The sequence below is a fragment of the Halorussus lipolyticus genome, assembly GCF_029338375.1.
Taxonomy (GTDB): Archaea; Halobacteriota; Halobacteria; order Halobacteriales; family Haladaptataceae; genus Halorussus; species Halorussus lipolyticus.
Genome location: NZ_CP119804.1, coordinates 1,979,386 through 1,997,293 on the forward strand (window position 1 = coordinate 1,979,386; position 17,908 = coordinate 1,997,293).

The 17,908-nt window shown below is 63.9% G+C and carries 16 protein-coding genes; 7 read left to right on the forward strand and 9 right to left on the reverse strand.

The window, feature by feature from the left end; translation table 11 throughout:
* Positions 1-18 precede the first annotated feature (18 nt).
* The 3 genes from P2T57_RS10120 to P2T57_RS10130 form a co-directional block, all read right to left on the reverse strand.
* Entirely contained in the window at positions 19-1,713 is a 1,695-nt protein-coding gene (locus P2T57_RS10120) for a sensor histidine kinase (protein ID WP_276299081.1), read from the reverse strand.
* Between the two features lie 101 nt (positions 1,714-1,814).
* Positions 1,815-2,720: an acyltransferase gene (locus tag P2T57_RS10125; RefSeq protein WP_276299082.1), complete on the reverse strand. Its 906-nt coding sequence runs from the start codon at positions 2,718-2,720 to the stop codon at positions 1,815-1,817.
* A gap of 144 nt (positions 2,721-2,864) precedes the next feature.
* The gene (locus P2T57_RS10130; RefSeq protein WP_276299083.1) at positions 2,865-4,400 is read right to left on the reverse strand and encodes a heme-binding protein; all 1,536 of its coding nucleotides are present in this window, start codon (positions 4,398-4,400) and stop codon (positions 2,865-2,867) included.
* A 184-nt stretch (positions 4,401-4,584) separates the two neighbouring features.
* On the opposite strand from P2T57_RS10130, the gene P2T57_RS10135 reads away from it, so the two are divergent.
* Positions 4,585-5,106, forward strand: coding sequence for a PadR family transcriptional regulator (locus tag P2T57_RS10135; protein WP_276299084.1), 522 nt, complete (start codon positions 4,585-4,587; stop codon positions 5,104-5,106).
* 87 nt (positions 5,107-5,193) lie between these two features.
* Here P2T57_RS10135 and P2T57_RS10140 read toward each other — a convergent pair whose 3' ends face one another.
* From P2T57_RS10140 to pyrH, 4 genes are all read right to left on the reverse strand, one after another.
* Positions 5,194-7,008: a site-2 protease family protein gene (locus tag P2T57_RS10140; protein ID WP_276299085.1), complete on the reverse strand. Its 1,815-nt coding sequence runs from the start codon at positions 7,006-7,008 to the stop codon at positions 5,194-5,196.
* A gap of 86 nt (positions 7,009-7,094) precedes the next feature.
* Complete coding sequence (locus P2T57_RS10145) at positions 7,095-7,424, reverse strand: hypothetical protein (RefSeq protein WP_276299086.1); 330 nt, start codon at positions 7,422-7,424, stop codon at positions 7,095-7,097.
* Between the two features lie 110 nt (positions 7,425-7,534).
* On the reverse strand, positions 7,535-9,334 hold the full coding sequence (lysS, locus tag P2T57_RS10150; protein WP_420028490.1) for a lysine--tRNA ligase: 1,800 nt from the start codon (positions 9,332-9,334) through the stop codon (positions 7,535-7,537).
* On the reverse strand, positions 9,331-10,059 hold the full coding sequence (pyrH, locus tag P2T57_RS10155) for a UMP kinase (RefSeq protein ID WP_276299087.1): 729 nt from the start codon (positions 10,057-10,059) through the stop codon (positions 9,331-9,333). Before pyrH ends, lysS begins: the two co-directional genes overlap by 4 nt.
* A 460-nt stretch (positions 10,060-10,519) precedes the next feature.
* On the opposite strand from pyrH, the gene P2T57_RS10160 reads away from it, so the two are divergent.
* From P2T57_RS10160 to P2T57_RS10170, 3 genes are all read left to right on the forward strand, one after another.
* A complete protein-coding gene (locus P2T57_RS10160) occupies positions 10,520-11,317 on the forward strand; it encodes a molybdopterin synthase (RefSeq protein WP_276299088.1) in 798 nt (265 codons plus the stop codon).
* Between the two features lie 300 nt (positions 11,318-11,617).
* Positions 11,618-11,869: a DUF7123 family protein gene (locus P2T57_RS10165; RefSeq protein ID WP_135824642.1), complete on the forward strand. Its 252-nt coding sequence runs from the start codon at positions 11,618-11,620 to the stop codon at positions 11,867-11,869.
* Positions 11,870-12,021: 152 nt separating this feature from the next.
* Entirely contained in the window at positions 12,022-13,116 is a 1,095-nt protein-coding gene (locus P2T57_RS10170; RefSeq protein WP_276299089.1) for a PQQ-dependent sugar dehydrogenase, read from the forward strand.
* Between the two features lie 3 nt (positions 13,117-13,119).
* Here P2T57_RS10170 and P2T57_RS10175 read toward each other — a convergent pair whose 3' ends face one another.
* The gene (locus P2T57_RS10175) at positions 13,120-14,388 is read right to left on the reverse strand and encodes an aryl-sulfate sulfotransferase (protein ID WP_276299090.1); all 1,269 of its coding nucleotides are present in this window, start codon (positions 14,386-14,388) and stop codon (positions 13,120-13,122) included.
* Positions 14,389-14,477: 89 nt separating this feature from the next.
* On the opposite strand from P2T57_RS10175, the gene P2T57_RS10180 reads away from it, so the two are divergent.
* Positions 14,478-14,750, forward strand: coding sequence for a DUF7577 domain-containing protein (locus P2T57_RS10180; protein WP_276299091.1), 273 nt, complete (start codon positions 14,478-14,480; stop codon positions 14,748-14,750).
* 28 nt (positions 14,751-14,778) lie between these two features.
* Here P2T57_RS10180 and P2T57_RS10185 read toward each other — a convergent pair whose 3' ends face one another.
* Positions 14,779-15,939: a Fic family protein gene (locus tag P2T57_RS10185; protein ID WP_276299092.1), complete on the reverse strand. Its 1,161-nt coding sequence runs from the start codon at positions 15,937-15,939 to the stop codon at positions 14,779-14,781.
* A 201-nt stretch (positions 15,940-16,140) separates the two neighbouring features.
* Between P2T57_RS10185 and P2T57_RS10190 the strand changes: the two genes are divergently transcribed.
* On the forward strand, positions 16,141-16,839 hold the full coding sequence (locus P2T57_RS10190; RefSeq protein WP_276299093.1) for an Nmad3 family putative nucleotide modification protein: 699 nt from the start codon (positions 16,141-16,143) through the stop codon (positions 16,837-16,839).
* Positions 16,840-17,120: 281 nt separating this feature from the next.
* Positions 17,121-17,843, forward strand: a complete 723-nt coding sequence (locus P2T57_RS10195; protein WP_276299094.1) for an Ig-like domain-containing protein — start codon at positions 17,121-17,123, stop codon at positions 17,841-17,843.
* Positions 17,844-17,908 lie beyond the last annotated feature (65 nt).

Here is a 17,908-nt window from a genome sequence, read left to right on the forward strand (position 1 = left end):
GAGCGTGGCGACTGGGCGTTACAAAGGTGTCGAAGGCGGCGAAACGCTCTCACGCGGGGCGGGCGACTCGCGCTCGACCGACGCGCCGGAGACGACGAGGCGGACGCCCTCGCGGTAGGTCGCGTCGATTTCGACCGCCCAGCCGTGAACTTGCGCGAGCGTCCTGACGTTCGGGAGGGCCATGCCCGCCTCCGCGTCCGGGGCCGAGACGCCGTACTCGAAGAACGCTTTGGTGTCGTCGCTCGGCGGGGCCTCACCGTCGCCCCGAATGACGAAACCATCGTCGCGGAATCGAACCGTGACCTCGGTCGCGCCGTTGTGGTCGGCGAACGAGAAGGCGCTCTTGAAAAGGTCCTCCAACCGGGCCTCGTCGGCCCGAATCGTGCCGTCGCCGACCACCGAGAGCGCGAGGTCGTCGGCCGCAACCGACTCCCACCCTGACTGCACGACCGACCGGAAGTCGAGGCGGGCCGTCCCTTCGAGCGTCTGTCCGTGGCGCGCGAGGTCGGACAAGTCGCCGACGACCGTCGTCATGCGGTCGGCCGCCCCCGAGGCCGTCCGCAACGACTCGCGGGCGGTCTGCACGTCGCCGTCGTCGAGCGCCTGCCCGGCCAACGCGACCCGGCCGCTGACTATCTGGAGGGTGTTGAGGAGTTCGTGTCTGATGGCGGCGGCGAACCCTTCGAGTTGGTCGTTCTGGCGCTCCAACTCCCGGCGACGGCGTTCGGTCTCGGTCACGTCGCTGATTACCACCATCCGCCCGATGTCGGCCTGTCCGAGCGAGAAGGCGGTGTCGCTGACGAGATAGTACCGGGTCTCGTCGTCGCGTCGGCGCTTCAGAACGGCGTCCTCGGTCCCGACTCGCGCGCCGAGTTCGGGGGCGGCGGTGGCCAGCGACTCGCCGGTCGCGTCGGCGAGGGCCGGAAACAGCGAGCGGGCGCGGTCGTTGGCGTCCCGGATTCGGTCGTCGGCGTCGAGATACACCACGGCTGAATCCACGCCATCGGTGAGTTGGACCGCGAGGAACCGGCCTTCGAAGACGTAGAGGACGCCCAGCGCGAAGACGGCGACGCCCAGCGGTTCGTAGTTGATGTCGATGAGACGCGGCGTGGCAAACCCGATTATGTCGAGCGCGACCGGGAGACCGGTCGTCGCGACAATCGCTCCGAGGGGCCGCACGTCGTAGTCCGCTTCGAGGAACAACTCGTAGAGCATGAAGAATCCGACCGCGACGAGCGCGTAGGAGAGGCCCGACACGACCCAGTGGAAGGTCTGGTGGTGAATCGTCAGGTGGGGAAACGGCGCGGTCGCGGGCGAGGTCGTGAAGTAGAGTCCGTGAATCGGGTTCGTGAGTTTCACTCCGACGATGAGGAGATACACTGTCACCGCAGTCCGGCGGTAACCGGCGTTTCTGTGGAAGGACCGCCCGGTGTACGCCGAACAGAAGTAGAGCCACGCGCCGACCGTCGTCAGGCCGACGACGAGGCTGAGGAGGTAGGCGGCGTACTGGGCGGTTCGACCCGGAACGACCAAGAAAGCGAGTTGGAGACCGGCCCATCCGCCGCTGGTGACGAGGAGCGCGACGAGGCCCCGGCGGGTGTCGCGGTCAGTGACTCGCCTCGCCCGCAAGAGGGCGACGCCACACCCCAGCGTTGCGAGTCCGTAGCCGAGGACGTACGTAAGGAACTGCCAGCCGACTCCGAGTACCGCCATTGATTAGCACGTATTTACTATCCCATCATAAACATGTGGGTGGCTTTCGAAATGACTGGTTTGAAAACCGTTTTAGGAAGGGTCGCCGGGGGTCCGGTCGTTCACTCGTCGCCGGGCGGATTCAGGTCGCGCTGAAACTCGTCGTAGACCTCCAAGTCGTCGGGCAGGTCGTACTCGATTCTGCGGGCCTCTTTGTCGGTCTCGGCGTCCGAGTCCACCGGTTGTGCCGCGTCCTCCCAACCGGGTTTGACTTTGATGCTCTTTGCCGGTTGCCCGGCCACGATGTGGTGGGCCGGCACGTCGCTCTGGACGATGGACTTGGCGGCGACGATGGCGTTCTCGCCGACACGGACGCCCGCCCGGACCATCGCGTCGTAGGTGATTCGCACGTCGTCCTCGATGACGGTGTGGTAGTTCTCGACTTCGGTCTGGTCCACCACGTCGTGGTCGTGGCTGTAGACGTGCGCAGAGTCGGAGATAGAAACCCGGTCGCCGACGGTCAACTCGCCGCGGTCGTCCAGATGCACGTCGTCGTGGACCACCACGTTGTCGCCGAGCGTGATGTTGTGGCCGTAGGTGAACGTGATTCCCTTGAAGAATCGGCAGTCGTCGCCGCACTCGGCGAACAAGTGGTCTGCCAGCATCGCGCGGAACCGGAGCGCGAACTCCACGTTGTCGGCCATCGGCGTGGCGTCGAACTGCCGCCAGAGCCACTGGAGGTGCTTCGAGCGTTGGAACTTCTGTTCGTCCTTCTCGGCGTAGTACTCGCTTTCGAGCGTGGCGTTACAGGGGTCGTAGCTCTGGAGGCGGACCTTCTCGGCGGGCGTGACGCGCTCGCCGTCCTGCCAGCGGTCGTAGGCGTCCCTGTCGCCGTGGAGGTCCACCAGTACCTCCTCGACGACCGCGCAGGTGTCCTCGTCGCTCGCCAGTCGCTCGTCCACTTCCGCGATAAACTCCTCCAACGAGGCTTCCATCTCGTCGGGGAGGGTCACGTGTCGTTTAGTCATACAGGGTCCTCCGTAGTCACTTACCCGTATCTTCTCATTCTGACTTGATGGGGGTTTTGGTTGCGGCGGGGAGTGTGGAAACTTCTCCGGACGCCCGACCGCCGATTTCAGAAAGTGTGGCGTCTCAGACGGCCTGAGAACCGATTAGGCCAAGAAGACGTGTCGCGGCCGGTCGGCCAGCACGTCCCGGCCCCAGTCAACCGTGTCCGAGAAGGCGTCACTGCGGAAGAACGACATCGCGTCGTCCTTGGACTCCCACTGGCTTGCGATGAACATGTCGTTCTCGTCCTCGCGGTTGGCCAGCAGGTTGGATTCGAGGTGGCCGTCCATGTCTTCCAAGACTTCGCCGACCGTCTCGAACTTGTCCACGAAGTCCTCGCGCTTGTCGGGCTTGACGGTGTAGAACATCCCCATCGTGCCGAAGCCGCTTTCCTCACCTGCGCGGGCCACGATGCCCGGCAGGTCGGCGAGGAACCCGCCCGCGGTATCGGCCGCGCTCTGGGTCTCCCAGATGCTCACGACCGCCGAGCGACCGCTCTCGGCTGTCTCGCGGGTCTGGTAGACCGCGGTCTTGACGTGGGTGTCGTAGTGGTCGAAGTTGCTCCGGAGACCGTCTACCTCGTCGAATAGCTCGTCGGGGTCGGCCTCGGAGTAGAGGACCATCGCGTACACGTCCTCGCCGTGGGGTTGGCCCGCGTAGATGTCGAGGTCCTCGAGTTCGCCCCGGATGTCGCCCTCGTCGTCGCCGTCGTCGCCGCCGTGGTCGTGACCGCCGTGGTGGCCACCGTCGTCGCCGTGGTCGTGATGGCCGCCCTCGCCGTCGCCGTGGCCCTCCGAATCGCCGTGGGGATGGCCGCCCTCGCCGTGGGGGTGGCCGGAGTCGTCGTCTGCATCCGTCGCAGGAATCTCCTCGCCCGCCATGAACTGGGGGAGGTCCTCGGGCGGGAACTGCCGACCGAAGTAGAAGGGACCGAACTCGGCGTACTTCGAACTGCTCTCGTCGAACCGGAGTTCGTAGAGCAGGTCCTTGATGTGCTTTGGGTCGTTACTGAACAGGTCCACACCCCACTCGTAGTCGTCCATGCCGATGGACCCGGTGATGATTTGCTTGACCTGTCCGGCGTAGGTCTTGCCGATTTCGCCGTGGGTGTCCATCATCTCGGCGCGCTCGTCGAATGGCAGGTCGTACCAGTTCTCGCCGGGCGCGCGGCGCTTGTCCATCGGGTAGAAACAGACGAACTCGCTGTCCGGAATGTCGGGGTAGAGTTTGCTCTCGGCGTAGCGCGCGAGACCGGTGTCCTCGATTTCCTCGGGGGGCTTGGTCATCTCGTCGGAGGTGTAGCCGCCGACCTCCGTCACCGAGACGTAGGAGTTCGACTGGTCGGTGTACTCGGCGAACGCGGTGTCCTCGAAGGCCCGCTCGGCGGTGTCGAGGTCCGCCATCGTCGGCCGGAAGTGAATCACCAGCAGGTCGGCCTTGTGCCCGAGCATCGAGAAGATGGCCGAGGAGCCCTCCTCGGCGTCGGTCACGTCCACGCGATTGCGGAAGAACGAGATGCCGTCTTCGAGTGCTGTCTCGCGCTCTCGGTCGGGCGCGGAGCGCCACGCGTCCCAGTCGATGGTCCGGAAATCGTGTAGCGCGTACCAACCCTCGTTCGTCGCCGGGGGTTCTCTCGTCATGTCTTCATCTCGGTTCCGGGGCGGTAATAGGTTTTTGAGTTGCGAGCGAGAGCGACCCGGAGGTCCCGGCGAACCGCGATGCTCCTCGGGGCCGAAGTAGTCGCCTCGGCGCGGTCGAACTCCCCGCCGACGCCGGTTTCCCCGACCGAAAACCTTTCAAAAGCAGGGTCGGAATCTTCCGCCAATGCGGAAAAGCGGCCCGCCGAAAGGCCTCATCGCGTATCTCGTACTCGAACTGCTGGACGAGAAGCCCCGGTACGGCTACGAGATACTCAAGGAAATCGAGTCTATCAGCGGCGGCCACTGGGAACCGTCCTACGGTTCCGTCTACCCGATTCTGTACAAGTTCGAAGAGAAAGGCTGGGCCGAGCGAATCGAGCGCGAGGACGAACCCGACCGGAAGTACTTCGAACTCACCGAGGCGGGCAGAGAGGAGTTGCAGGACAAGCGCGAGGAGACCGGCGGCAAGGCGCGGGACTTCGCGGACGTAATCTTGGGCTTTTACCACGTCTTCGCGGCGTTCGCCACCGACGACCGGTTCGAGGTCGAGGACCGCCCGAACGAGTGGCGCTTCGACGAGGACTTCAACGGGTGGATTGTCGAGCAACTCATCCGCCACTACGAGCGGGACTTCGGCGACTTCGAGCGCATCCCGGACACGCCCGACGAGTTCGCCGAGCGGATGGGTCTGGACGACGACGAGTAGCGGGTCGGCGCGATTCGGGGTCGAGCCGTATTTCTGTTTATTTTGGAACGACGTAGAATTGCGAAACGATTGTGTGGATTGCTCGGGCTACCCCGACAGCAACTGCGGGCCGAACACCATCAACAGGAGACTGACCAGCATCACCAGTCCGACGGTGGTCGTGACCATCGTCGTGAGTTGTCGGCCCTGACTCGTCGGGAGTCGGGAGACGACGGCCTCGGCCCCCATCCGGAGGATGTGGCCGCCGTCGAGCGGGAAGGCCGGGATGCAGTTGAAGAAGCCGAGGTTGAGGTTGACCCACCCGGTCCAGAACAGGACGTTGGCCAGCAAGAACAGTCCCCACTCGCCGAGGAACGAGAGCGACCCGCCCGCCGCGGTGTAGAATCCGCCGTTCCACGCGACGAACCCGGCGAAGTTGTACGACGCCCCGAGCGAGACGCTGGCGAACGGGAGCAGGAGGACGCCGAAGATTCCCGAGAGGAAGGACAGAATCGGGCCGCCGACGCCCGCGAGTTCGCCGAACCGACCGCCCAGCAGGTCGAGGTACTGGCCCGCCGGGTAGAGTTCGACGCCGAAGCTACTGAACGTCACGCCGCTGTAGCCCTGCACGGGGAGGACGCCGACGATGGCGTCTCCCGCGTCGTTCTCGCCGAGCGTGACCTCGTACTGGATGCGCTCGTGGCTGTCGGATTCGCCCAGCGAGTACGCCGTGACGTTCACGGTGTCGCCGGATTCGTACCGGTCGGTCGCGGTCCGGAGGTCGCTGGCGTTGAGGATTCGCCGACCGTCGAGCGACGTGACGACGACTGCCTCGTCCGCCGGCGCGTCGGCCTGCGCCAAGGGACCGCCCGACTGGACCGTCACCAGCACGCCCACCGGGGCCGTGGCGGTCTCACCGCTCTCGGTCTCCAGCGTGGCGACCGGACTGTCGGCGACCGCGCTCCGGAATTCCTTCTCGGTGTAGACGGTCGTCCCGTTGACCGCGGTGACGGTCGTGGTGTCGTCTGCGCTGACCGAAACCGCCGACGAGAACGGCGAGTCGGGGTGGACGCCCGTGACGAGCAGGGACCGCTGTAGCTCCTTCTCGGTCCCGTCGGCGAGCGTCACCGTCACGGTTCGACTCTCGGCGCGCGAGAGGACCGAATCGAGGTCCGCGTTGCTCTCGACCGCCTCGCTGTCAACCGAGACGATGCGGTCGCCCGCGCCGATGTCGGCGGTCTGGGCGGCCGAACCGGGGAGCGACCCGCCGATTGCCGCGCCGGGTGCGACCGCGATTGACCCGACGACCGGACCGAACAGCAGGAGGAACGCCACCAGCGTCACCGCGAAGTTGTTGGTGACGCCCGCGGCGAACATCCGGCTCTGGCTCCCCCGGTCGGCGTCGGCCCGACTCTCCTCGTCGGGTTCCACGAACGCGCCGACCGGCAGGATTGCCAACGCCGCGAGGCCCATCGACTTGACCTCGATGTCCTCGACTCGGCACATGACCCCGTGGCCGCCCTCGTGGACCACGAGACCCACGAGGAGACCGAACAGGATTTCGGGTGCGACCGACAGCGGGAGGAACTGGTTGACGCCCGGAATCACCAGCACGTTCCGCGGCTGGGTCGCCGGGGTCGCTGGCGGCGGATTCTGGACGACCGCAATCGCCTGCACGATGAGCAGGAGGAAGGTACTGACCATCACGACCAGCGCGATGCCCAACCCGAAGTTGCCCCACGCGCGCCAGAAGCGTTTGGGGCGGGCGAGCCAATCGAGGAGGTCCTTCCCGCGCTTGGTGTGAATCGTCAGAATCGGACCCTGAAGGCCGATGTACGACGGCAAAAGCCCTTGGGAGTCGAGCGCCAGCACTCCGAACCAGTAGAGTGCGATGCCGACGACTACCCAGACGAGCGTGTTCATCGGGCGAAAGAAGGGACGCGCCGGTCAAAGGCGTTTGGGAACGGCCTGAATCGACCGCCGCCCGGTCGCTTCGAGACTGCCAGCGGTTACTCGGCGGTCTGCCAGTCCTCTTCGAGTTCCTGTTGCTGGGACCCGGACTTTTTGCGCTGGCGAAGCTTTCGCGCCGCGGCGACGCCTGCGGCAGTCCCGCCGAGGACGAGCGCCCGACGACCGTATCGTCGGATGCGACTCTTGCCGCCCGACTGGTCGGACGCTTCGGACTCGTCGGACATCTCGACCATCTCGGCGGCCTCGTCGGTATCGATTTCGGCCTCGATTTTGTCTCCTTCGACCGCTTTTTCTTCGACTGGTTTGCCTTCGACTGATTCGACCCGCTTCAGTGCTGGTTTCTCAAGGTTGAGTTCGATTATCGCCATAGTAATCTCCGTTGGGTCGGTGCGAGTCTCTGCCCCGCCCGACTCTCTGGGACAAGAAAGGGGTGCGGACCACTTTGTTATGTCGGCCCTGAAAACCGGGTAGGCAGTCGCTACTCCTCGCGTCGGAGGCGACCCAGCACGAACTCTCGGTCGAGTTTAGCGAGGAATGGACCCAACTTCGGGCCTTGGTCGTCGTCGAAGAACAGGCGATAGCCGACCGAGAAGAACTCGCCAATCGGGATGTCGTGGCGCTTGGCGGTCTCGTAGATTTCGCCCTGAATCTCGTCGGGGTCGTCGTGGCTCTCCACGAACTCCGCGAGTTCGTCCAGCGCGGACTCGGTGTCGGCGTCGAGGTCCACGTCGGGCATCTCGGTGCGCTTGAGTTCGTAGTCGAACTCGTTGCCGGTCCGGCGCGCCCACTCTCGGGCCTGTTCGACGCGGGACAGCGCCATCTCGACCGACCACTCGGGGGCGTCATCGGCGACGTGGCCCTCGCGCCGGGCGATTTCTTCCCGAAGCGCGGGGTCGTCGGTCATCCCGAGGACCGCTGAGAAGGTGTAGGGCAGGCGGATGCGATTTTGGAAAGTCTCGTCTATCACGTCGTCGTAGGCCTCGCGGTCGGCGTCGGCGACCGGCAGACTGCCGACTTCGGGGTCCGAGACGGGGATTCCGTCGGTCTCGAACCGGGCCGAGACGGTGGGTCGGACGACCGGCGGGTAGGCCGCGTCGGCGATTTCGGGGTCGATTTCGCCGGACTCCTCGGCGAAATAAGTGCGCTCGAAGGCGTCGAACTCGTCCACGAGTTGGTCCAAGTGTTCGACGCTGAAGTCTCGGGCCTTGCTCGGGTCCTTGGTGAAGAAGTACCGCAGGACCTCGGGTTCGAGCATTTCGAGCGTGTCTTGGACCATGATGACGTGACCCGACGACGACGAGAACGGTTCGCCGTCGAGGGTGAACCACTCGTAGGCCATCGGGACCGGTGGCTCGATTTCGAAGACGTTGCGGGCCACGTCGGAACCGCTGGGCCACGAGCCTTCGGCGTGGTCCTTGCCGAAGGGTTCGTGGTCCACGCCGAGAACGTCCCACTGGGCGGGCCACTCGAAGCGCCACGGGAGTTTGCCCTCGCGGAAGGTGGCGGTGCCCTCGTGGCCGCACCCCTCGATGGTCTGGTCGCCGGCCTCCATGTCGGTGCAGACGTACTCGACGGTGCCCTCGTCGGGATGGACCGCGGTGACGGTCTCGGTGATTTTGCCGCACTCGTCGCAGATGGGGTTGAAGGGGACGTACTCGTCGTCCACCTTGTCTTGATAGTGGCCGAGGACCTCGCGGGCCTCGTCCTGATTGTCGAGGACGTACCGGGTAGCCTCGTCGAACTCCCCGTCTTCGTAGAGTTCGGTGTTCGAGACCATCTCGACCGGGATACCGAGCAGTTCGGCGCTCCGCTCGATGAGGTTCGAGAAGTGTTCGCCGTAGGAGTCACAGCACTCGAAGGGGTCGGGGATGTCGGTGTAGGGCTTGCCGAGGTTGCGCCCCAAGGCCCCGGCATTGACCTCGCCGAGGTCCACGACGTTGCCATCCAAGTCGGCCAGCTTTCGGGGGAGCTTTCGCAGGGGGTCGCGGTCGTCGGCGGTGAACACCTGTCGGACCTCTCTGCCCCGGTTCCGAAGGGCCTCCGCGACGAAGTAGCCCCGGACGATTTCGTTCATGTTTCCGAGGTGCGGGACACCCGAGGGCGAGATGCCGCCCTTGATGACGATGGGGTCGTCGGGATTGCGGTCCAGAATCTTCTCGGCGACCGACTCGGCCCAGAACGGGTGCGGTTGGGTCCCCTGAAGCACGTAGGGGTCGTCATCTGCGTGCATCTCGCGGGCGGTCGATTCCGCGTCTTCGGCACTCGCGTCGTCGCTCATTCTTCTTCGTCTCGGACCCAGTAGGTCATCTGGTCGTCCGCGCCCTCCGGCACGATGTCGGTGCCGTCGTGTTCGCCGTACCGGACCGCCTCGGCGATGCGCTCGGGTTCGGTGCCGTCGAGGACGATGGTGCGGACGCCCGACCGCTCGATGAGTTTGGCCGCCACGAGGTCCACCGGCGCGGAACTCCCGGCGTTGAGTTCGATGCCCGCGATGACATCTACGAGTTCGCCGGCGTTGAGGTGGTCGAACTTCGTGGCGTCCTCGACCTCGTTGGGGTCGTCGCTGAAGACGCCGGGGACGCTAGTGGCGTAGACCAGCAGGTCGGCGTTGACGTACTCGGCCAGCGCCGCGCTCACGGCGTCGGTGGTCTGGCCCGGCGTGACCCCACCCATGACGGCGATGTCTCCTCGGTGCATCGCCGCGCCCGCGGTCTCGTAGTCCTCGGGCGGACTCGGCGCGGCCTGCTCGGACAGCGCCGCGATGAGGAGCCGCGCGTTCAGTCGCGTCACGTCGATGCCGATGTCGTCAAGTTCGATTTCGTTAGCTCCCAAGTCGCGGGCCGCGCCGATGTACTCCCGCGCGACGCCGCCGCCGCCGACGACCGTTCCGATGGTACAACCTTCGCCGGCGAGGTCCTCGATTACGTCGGCGTGGTCGCGTACGCGTTCGGAGCCGAGGTCCGGAGCGAGTACGCTCCCGCCGATGGAGACGACTACTTTCATTCTGTGGCCGAGTAGCCCGGACGCGGCCTTAAGGATTGCCAACTGGCCGGAGCAACGAAGCGGGTTTCCTCGGAGAATCCCCCATTTCGAGTGTGTCTCGGTGCCGAGCGACACATTCCAGTCGGGCAACCGGACGGGCACACCATGGTCACGCAGAGAATTAAAAGTACGTGTTAAGAAATCATATAGTAGTTGGAAAGAATTGTATAGGAATGTCGTATCGGTCACGACGGACTACTCACGACAGACTACTCTACTCTACTACTCACGACAGACTACTCTACTACCCTTTCCGGCGCGCGCGAGTGACGCGCGCGAGGGAGTCGGTCGCGGAACGCGACCGACGAGGGTGGGGAGGAGTGAGGCCCGCGGTAACGGTTGCCGTGGCGGTAGACCGCTACGAGTCGTCCGCTTCGCGGTCACCGAAGGCTACAAGCGCGCCCCGGCCCAAAATCGCGGTATGCACGTACTGAGCGTCGTCGGCCCCGAGACGCCAGCGAGAGCGGTCGCCGACCGGTTGGCGAACCACCTCGCCGAGGAGGCCCGCGTCGCGGAGATTCACCGGCGCGAGACCAGCGTCGAACCGTCCGACGACCCCGCGGACGCGAGGTACGAACTTGACGCCGAGGGATGGTCGGCCGCCGGGCGCGACCGGTCGGTCGGCGACCTGCTCGCGGACCTCGCGCCGGAGTACGACTACGCGCTTCTGGTCGGCTATCCCGAGGCCGACGTGCCCGCGGTGGTCGTCGGCGACGACGACCCGGACGACGCGGAGGTTCTGCTCCGCGCGGAGAGTGCTGGAGACGTGGACCCCACCGAGGTCCGGGACCTCCTCGGCGAGACCGACCCCTACGAGACCCTCGAATCGCTCGTGGCCGAGGTCAAGCGGTCCGACGACGCGCCCTACTCCGGTGCGATTGCGACGTTCACCGGGAGAGTCCGGGCCAAGGACGACGCCGCCGACGACCCCACCGAGTACCTCGAATTCGAGAAGTACGAGGGCGTCGCCGAACAGCGCATGGACGCCATCAGCGCCGAGTTGGAGGAGCGCGAGGGCGTCTACGACGTGGTGATGCACCACCGAACCGGCGTCATCGAGTACGGCGAGGACATCGTGTTCGTCGTCGTGCTGGCGGGGCATCGAGACGAGGCCTTCCGGACCGTCGAGGACGGCATCAATCGACTCAAAGACGAGGTTCCGATATTCAAGAAGGAGGTCACGACCGACGAACAGTTCTGGGTCCACGAGCGTTCGTAACCGTTTATCTCTTTTCGAACCGGGGGTTTCGACAGGTATGTTAATATCTGCCATAGGGCTGAAGCCGTGATTCGGCCGCCGATGTCAGTCGCTCGCATGACGTTTCAGAATCGACACAAACTACCAGAAACAAAGACTCAGCGGCCGCTTTAAACGATAAAAGAGTTGCAGAAAACGTTGTAAAAAGTGACTTTCACCCGATTTTCCGGCTGTGTGCCGGCTCCGCGACCCGAATACTCGGAAAATCACCCTAACCGACTTCCCTTTATATCATCCCTCGTCCCCTACGTGGAAACGAAGATGAGCGCAACTACCCAGCCCTCCGACGCCCCCGAACCGCAGTCCAAGGAACAGCGCCTGAAGCAGTTCCTCCGGCGCAAGGCCGAGGACGGGGAGATGTACTTCAAGAGCAAGTTCATCGCGGACGAGGTCGGTCTCTCGTCGAAGGAAATCGGCGCGCTGATGGTCAAACTCAAGGATTCGGCCACCGACCTCGAAATCGAGAAGTGGTCGTACACCAGCGCGACCACGTGGCGAGTCTGCTCGGCGTAGTCGCGCTACGGTCGCCCGCCCCAGTCGAATCGTCGCGTGACGCTGTCCGATTGGTCCCCTTTTCGGACGGTCGTCTTTTCCCTATCCCGATATTCTCCTGACAACCAGTCGGAACCACGCTATTTTTCTCTCGCGGTCACGTTGTCCCGGCCATGAATCGGCGCGCGTACCTCCGGACGCTGGCGTCGGCGGGAGTGGTCGGGACCACGGGGTGTCTGCGAACCGCCGGGAGCGAACCCACGACCACCGCCGACGAGGGTCCCCAGTTCCGCATCGAAACCGTCACGATGGAACTGGAAGTGCCGTGGGGAACCGCGTTCACCCCCGACGGCGACCTCTATCTCACCGAGCGACCGGGCCGCGTCCAGCGCGTCACCGCCGAGAACAATCGCAAAGAGGAGGTCGCCGACCTCACCGACGCCGTGGCACCGCGGGGCGAGGGCGGCCTGCTGGGGTTGGCCTTCCACCCCGACGACGCCGACCTCGCGTACACCTACCAGACCTACGAGGACGACAGCGGCCTCGCCAACCGGGTCGTTCGCCACCGAGTGTCCGAAGGGTTCGACCGCGAGTCGGTCGTCATCGACGGGATTCCGGCGTCGTCCATCCACAACGGCGGGCGCATCGCGTTCGGTCCCGACGGCGCGCTCTACGTCACGACCGGCGACGCGAGTCGGAGCGAACTCGCCCAAGACCGGGAATCGCTGGCCGGGAAGGTCCTCAGACTGACCCCCGAGGGCGAGGCGCATCCCGACAACCCCTTCGACAGTAGGGTGTTCACCTACGGCCACCGGAACCCGCAGGGGTTGGCGTGGCGCGACGGGACGCTGTTCGTCACCGAACACGGCCCTGCGACCGACGACGAAATCAACGTCCTCGAAGCGGGGAACAACTACGGGTGGCCCGAGGTCAAAGGCCAGAGCGAGGCCGACGAGTTCACCGACCCAATCGCGGCCTACACGCCCACCATCGCGCCGGGAAGCGCGGCGTTCTACCGCGGCCCCATCGACGAGTGGTCGGGCGACTTCTTCTTCGGCACGCTCGCCGGGACCCACCTCCACCGAGTCCGAATCGGCGAGAACGACGAAGTGGTCGAGCAGGAGCGACTCCTCGACGGGAAGTACGGCCGACTCCGGACCGTCTTCACCGGGCCGGACGACCACCTCTACGTCACGACGAGCAACCGAGATGGCCGGGGGACGCCAGCGCCCCAAGACGACCGCGTGCTTCGGATTCAGCCGGCTTGAACCCTATTCACCGCGAATCGCGGTTAGGCTCAGTTCGAGGAGGAAGACGATTCCACACAGGGCCATCCCCGCGATGGTCAGCAGTTCCGGCAGTTTCACCCACGCCGGGAAGACGAACGCGGCGTAGGCCTCGGCCTGCTTGAGCGTACTCTGGAGGGTGCCGGTTCTGCGGTACCGACTTTTCAGTTCCGTGCCGGGGACCGTCTCGTGGTCCTCCTCGGGGAGCGAGAGTCGGTCGGCGGTGTAGGGCATCTGGACGCCCGAGTACGACCAGACGACTCGACCCTGCTCGTTGATTTCCAGCACGCGGTTGTTGAACGTGTCCACGATGAGAGTGTTCCCGTTTGGCAATCTGTCGGCGTCTCTGGGCCAGTGGAGGAGTCCCCGACCTCCGTACTGCCAGACCATTTCGTTGGTCGTGGCGTTCAATTCGACCACTCGGTCGTTGCCCGAGTCGGCGACCAGCACCGTCCCGTTCCGGAGTTTGTAGGGGTTGTGCTGTTCGTTCAGGATACTGTGATTGCCGGGTTCGCCCACGACGTTGGTGATGTTCTTGGTCTCGCGGTCAACTTCGATTACCACGTCGAAGTTCCGGACCGATAGCTGGAAGTTGCCGTTGTCCAACTTGTCGATGTCGTTCATGTGGGTCCAGTCGGTTTCGCCGCCGGGGTCGGGGTGGCCGCCGTACTCGTCGTAGAACTCGGTGCCCTGCGAGAGGTACTCCTCGGCCTGCCACTCCCAGACGATGCCGCCCGACTCGTTGACGACGAACGCCCGGTCGTTGCCCATGTCCACGATGGCGGTGTTGCCGTTGTCGAGGCGGTCCACGTCGTGGACCTCGTGGTGGGTGATGTACTCGTCGTGCCACGAGTACTCCCAGACGACCTCCTTGGTCTCGTAGTCGAGTTCGAGGACTTTGGCCTCGATACACTGGTCGGACTCGATGACGAGGTGTTCGGCGGGGCACTCGCCGGGCGGGAGTTTGGTCGTCACCGCGACCAGAAAGTTGCCGTCGTCCAACTGCTCGGCGTCGAAGACTCTAGAGTTGGGCGGGTCGTACTTCCAGACGACCTCGTTGTCCTCGTCCACTTCGAGGAGTTTGCCGTCCAATCCGTAGCTCTGGACGCTGACGAGGGTGTGGCCCTCGTAGGGACCCTCGGCAGACGAGGTGGCCGAGGCCCCCTGATTCGCGGCCAACCCCTGCGCGCCGAGGACCAACCCCAGCAGAAGTGCAACCCACGCGAGATACCGCATCCGCCGTCGTCGCTCCATACAGGTGACTGTCTCCTCGGCGAATTAAGGGTTGCTGGTCTGGGTCGGGCGACAGAAAAGCAAAGTACCATGACACCGTATGACATGATATGGGCGTTTGGGGCTGGATAGTGCTCTACGTGCTCCTGTTCTCCCTGCTCCAGTTGCTCATCTACCGGTACCTCCGGAGCGACGAGGACGCGCCGCTGTTCCGCTCGACGCCGCCGAATCGGGAGACGGCCGCCATCGAGGAGGTCCGGGACCTCGAAGACCGGCAACGGAGCGACGACCCCGCGGTCGTGGTGTGTCCGCGGTGCGGCACGGAGAACCAGACGGGGTACACCTACTGTCGGAGTTGCGTGAGTCCGATGACCGCGCGATAGCGGGGGATAGAAAGTTCACCAGCGACGGTCAGAGGCTGTACTTTAGCTCGTCTACCGGCTTCTCTATCACCTTGAAAACTTCTTTCGCCCGAAACACACGGTTCCGGCTTCGGCCGGTGATTTCTTCTAATACGCCATCGTCCTCCAAGCGACCAACCGCCTTATTCGCGGCCTGATAGCTCATGTCAAGTATTTCCTCAGCTTCGTTTACCGTGAGATACGGTTTTGTGAACACTTCTTCTGCGAGTTGCGATACGGAATTTGCTTCGTCTTGATATATGTCCCGGTACTCATCTCGAAGGTCAAGTAGTTCAGATGCTCTGCTGAACGCCTCTTGGGCCTGTCGAGAAATACCCTTGAGGAAGAAGATTAGCCACGCCTTCCACGCACCATCTCGGCTGACAGCCAACAACCGGTCGGTGTACTCCTCCCGGTTACGATTGAAATAGGAACTCGGGTACAGATATGGCTCTGGAAGCAACCCGCGTTCGCACATCATAAGCATGATTAGCAACCGTCCCATTCGCCCGTTTCCGTCCCGGAACGGGTGAACTGTCTCAAACTGATAGTGAACCAATCCGAGGTCCACTAGTGGATGATACGTGCCGCCAGTCTGGAGATACGTTTCCAAGTTCTGCATCGCATACGGTACTACGGACGGTGGTGGCGGCACGAACCGGGCATCTTCGCCCCGCCCACCGATATATACCTGTGTATCTCGAAAGTCACCGGGTTGCTTGTTTTCTCCCCGCACTCCGCTCATGAGCGTGTTGTGGAGAGTGCGGACGAGATTTAGGTCGATACCGTTTTCCATTTCTTTGATTCCCTGAAAGACGGCTTTGACGTAGTTATGGACCTCCAATAATTCATTTCGGTTTGGCCCATCAGGGTCGTTCCGTCCTGCTTCGTACTCGTAAACGTCCGACAATGTTACTCGCGTACCCTCGATTTCCGAAGAAATAACCGCCTCTTTGTAGATGAACGGACTGATGAGCATACTCGGATTTTCGACCCGTCTACCGATACCACTCAATTGTCCAACATTTGTCGTCGCTTCTGTGAAAACATCGAATAGTTCTCCTTCAATATCGATTGTCGGAGGGAGCGGAGCAGGCTTGAATGCCATTCTCCCATCCGAATTTACTAGCTCACCGGGAGTCGTAGCAGACTGAAACTGCTCTATATCCATACGTCAGGTATGATTCGCCTTCATATTAAACTGTTATGCGTATAGCTTGAATAACGCTGGCTATGGCTCTTCCTTATTCAACCGAATAGCAAATATGGTTTAATAAGTGCGCGTGAGAGCGCCAGTATTGAAGCAAACAGAAGTTCACTTCAACAAGAGTAGCGACAGTCCTTTCTGGATAGCACCCGACCCAACAGTCGAATGCCACGCGCCGTCGCCATCAACGTCGGAGCCAACACCAACGCGCCCGGCGTCCGCGGTCCGATTTACCCGGACGGGTCCTTCGAGTTCGTCCCCATCCCCGAGGAGGCCCAGACCAGCGAACCGGTCCCGACCTACGCCGACTTGGGCCTCGACACCGACCTGCCCGAGGACGCACTCGACTCGCCGGTCCACCTCGACCCCGAGTTCGCCGAGTACCCCGAGTGCGAGGCCTACACCTACGGCGACCCCCACGGCGTGAAAGCCCGACCTCTGCTCGACCTCCGCGAGGGCGACTACGCGCTGTTCTACGCCACGCTGACGACCCACAGCGAACCCGAGCGCGACTGGATTGCACCCGACTGGGGCGCGTACCTCGTCGGCCAGTTCCGACTGGCCCGCGACCCGGTGGCCGGCGACGAGTACCGCGATTTGCCCGCCGACGAGCGAGCGCGCTTCCGGAGTAATGCACATTGCAAGCGTGAGGAGTTCGACGCCGCCGTCCTCCTCCGGGGCGACGACGACGGGTCGGGCCTCTACGAGACGGCGGTGCCCCTGAGTTCGCCCGAACAGGGGTCCGAGGCCAACCGGGTCGTGACGGACCTGTCCAGCGACTCCGGTAAGGGGCCGTGGTGGCGACGGCCGATGAAGTTCGACGCGAGCGCGACGGAGGACGTTATGGAATTGGTGGAGAATTGATATTCTATCCTTAGGAAACGAAATTGTTTCTTTCGAGCCGAATCGGATGCGCTCGGCGAGACAACTGCCACGGGTGGTCCTCGTGAGCAAAGCGAACGAATGGCTCGGAAGACGCGGTTTGTCTTCCGGTGGATGAAGGGGCCGTCCGGTCGCGGGCTTCAGAGGACATCTTTACGTCCGATTCTGTGGTTCACGGTCACGTCGCACCGAAACCGAGCCACGAACGAAATTCCGGCCGAAACACCCACAAGGCACTTTAGCGCCGCCACGAACCACCTCCCATGGCGAAGTTCGCGGCCGTGGCGCTGGTCGCCTGTCTCGTCCTCGCCGGATGCGGCGGCCCGCTGGACGAGAGCGCCACGACCGACGCGGAGACGACTGCGAACGCGACCAGAGCGATTGCCGCGCCCGTCCCGGAGAACCCGACGACTGACGGCACCGAGCGCCGAGAGACCGAGGCCACGACTCGCTCGACCGGGACCGACGAGGCAGGCCCAGACGCGACCGGCGAAATCGAAGCCAGCAGTGGGACCGTCGGGGTCGAGTCTGCTGTTGGGACCGATGCCGTAGCCCGCGATGGGACCGCCGACACCGCGACTGCGAGTACAGCAGGACCAGCGACTGTCGGGAACGTGACTGCTGGAAACGCGACCGCCGGAAACACGACCGCCGGAAACGCGACCACGGCGAGGAGCTACGACCGGAACATGCCCTACGAGGTCCGCCTGTCGAACACCGGCACGGTCTCGCGCGACATCACGGTCGTCGTCTCGGCCGCGAACGACTCGGCCCCGGCGTTCGAGGCCTCGGTCCGCCTCGGGCCGAACGAGACCCGCGAGTTCGACTTCACCGTCGCGTTCGCCGGCGAGTACGAGGCCCGCGTGGCAGTCGAGGGCACCGTCACGACCCGAACGTGGGACGTGGACGGACGGGACCCGGCGCGGGCGCTCTCGGTTCACGTCTCGCCCGACGGTCGGGTGTACGTCGGCTTTCTGGACATCTGAACCGACCGTCTCACGGCCGCGAGTGACCAGACCGAAAAATCGAGAATCAGCGCGATTCAGCGACG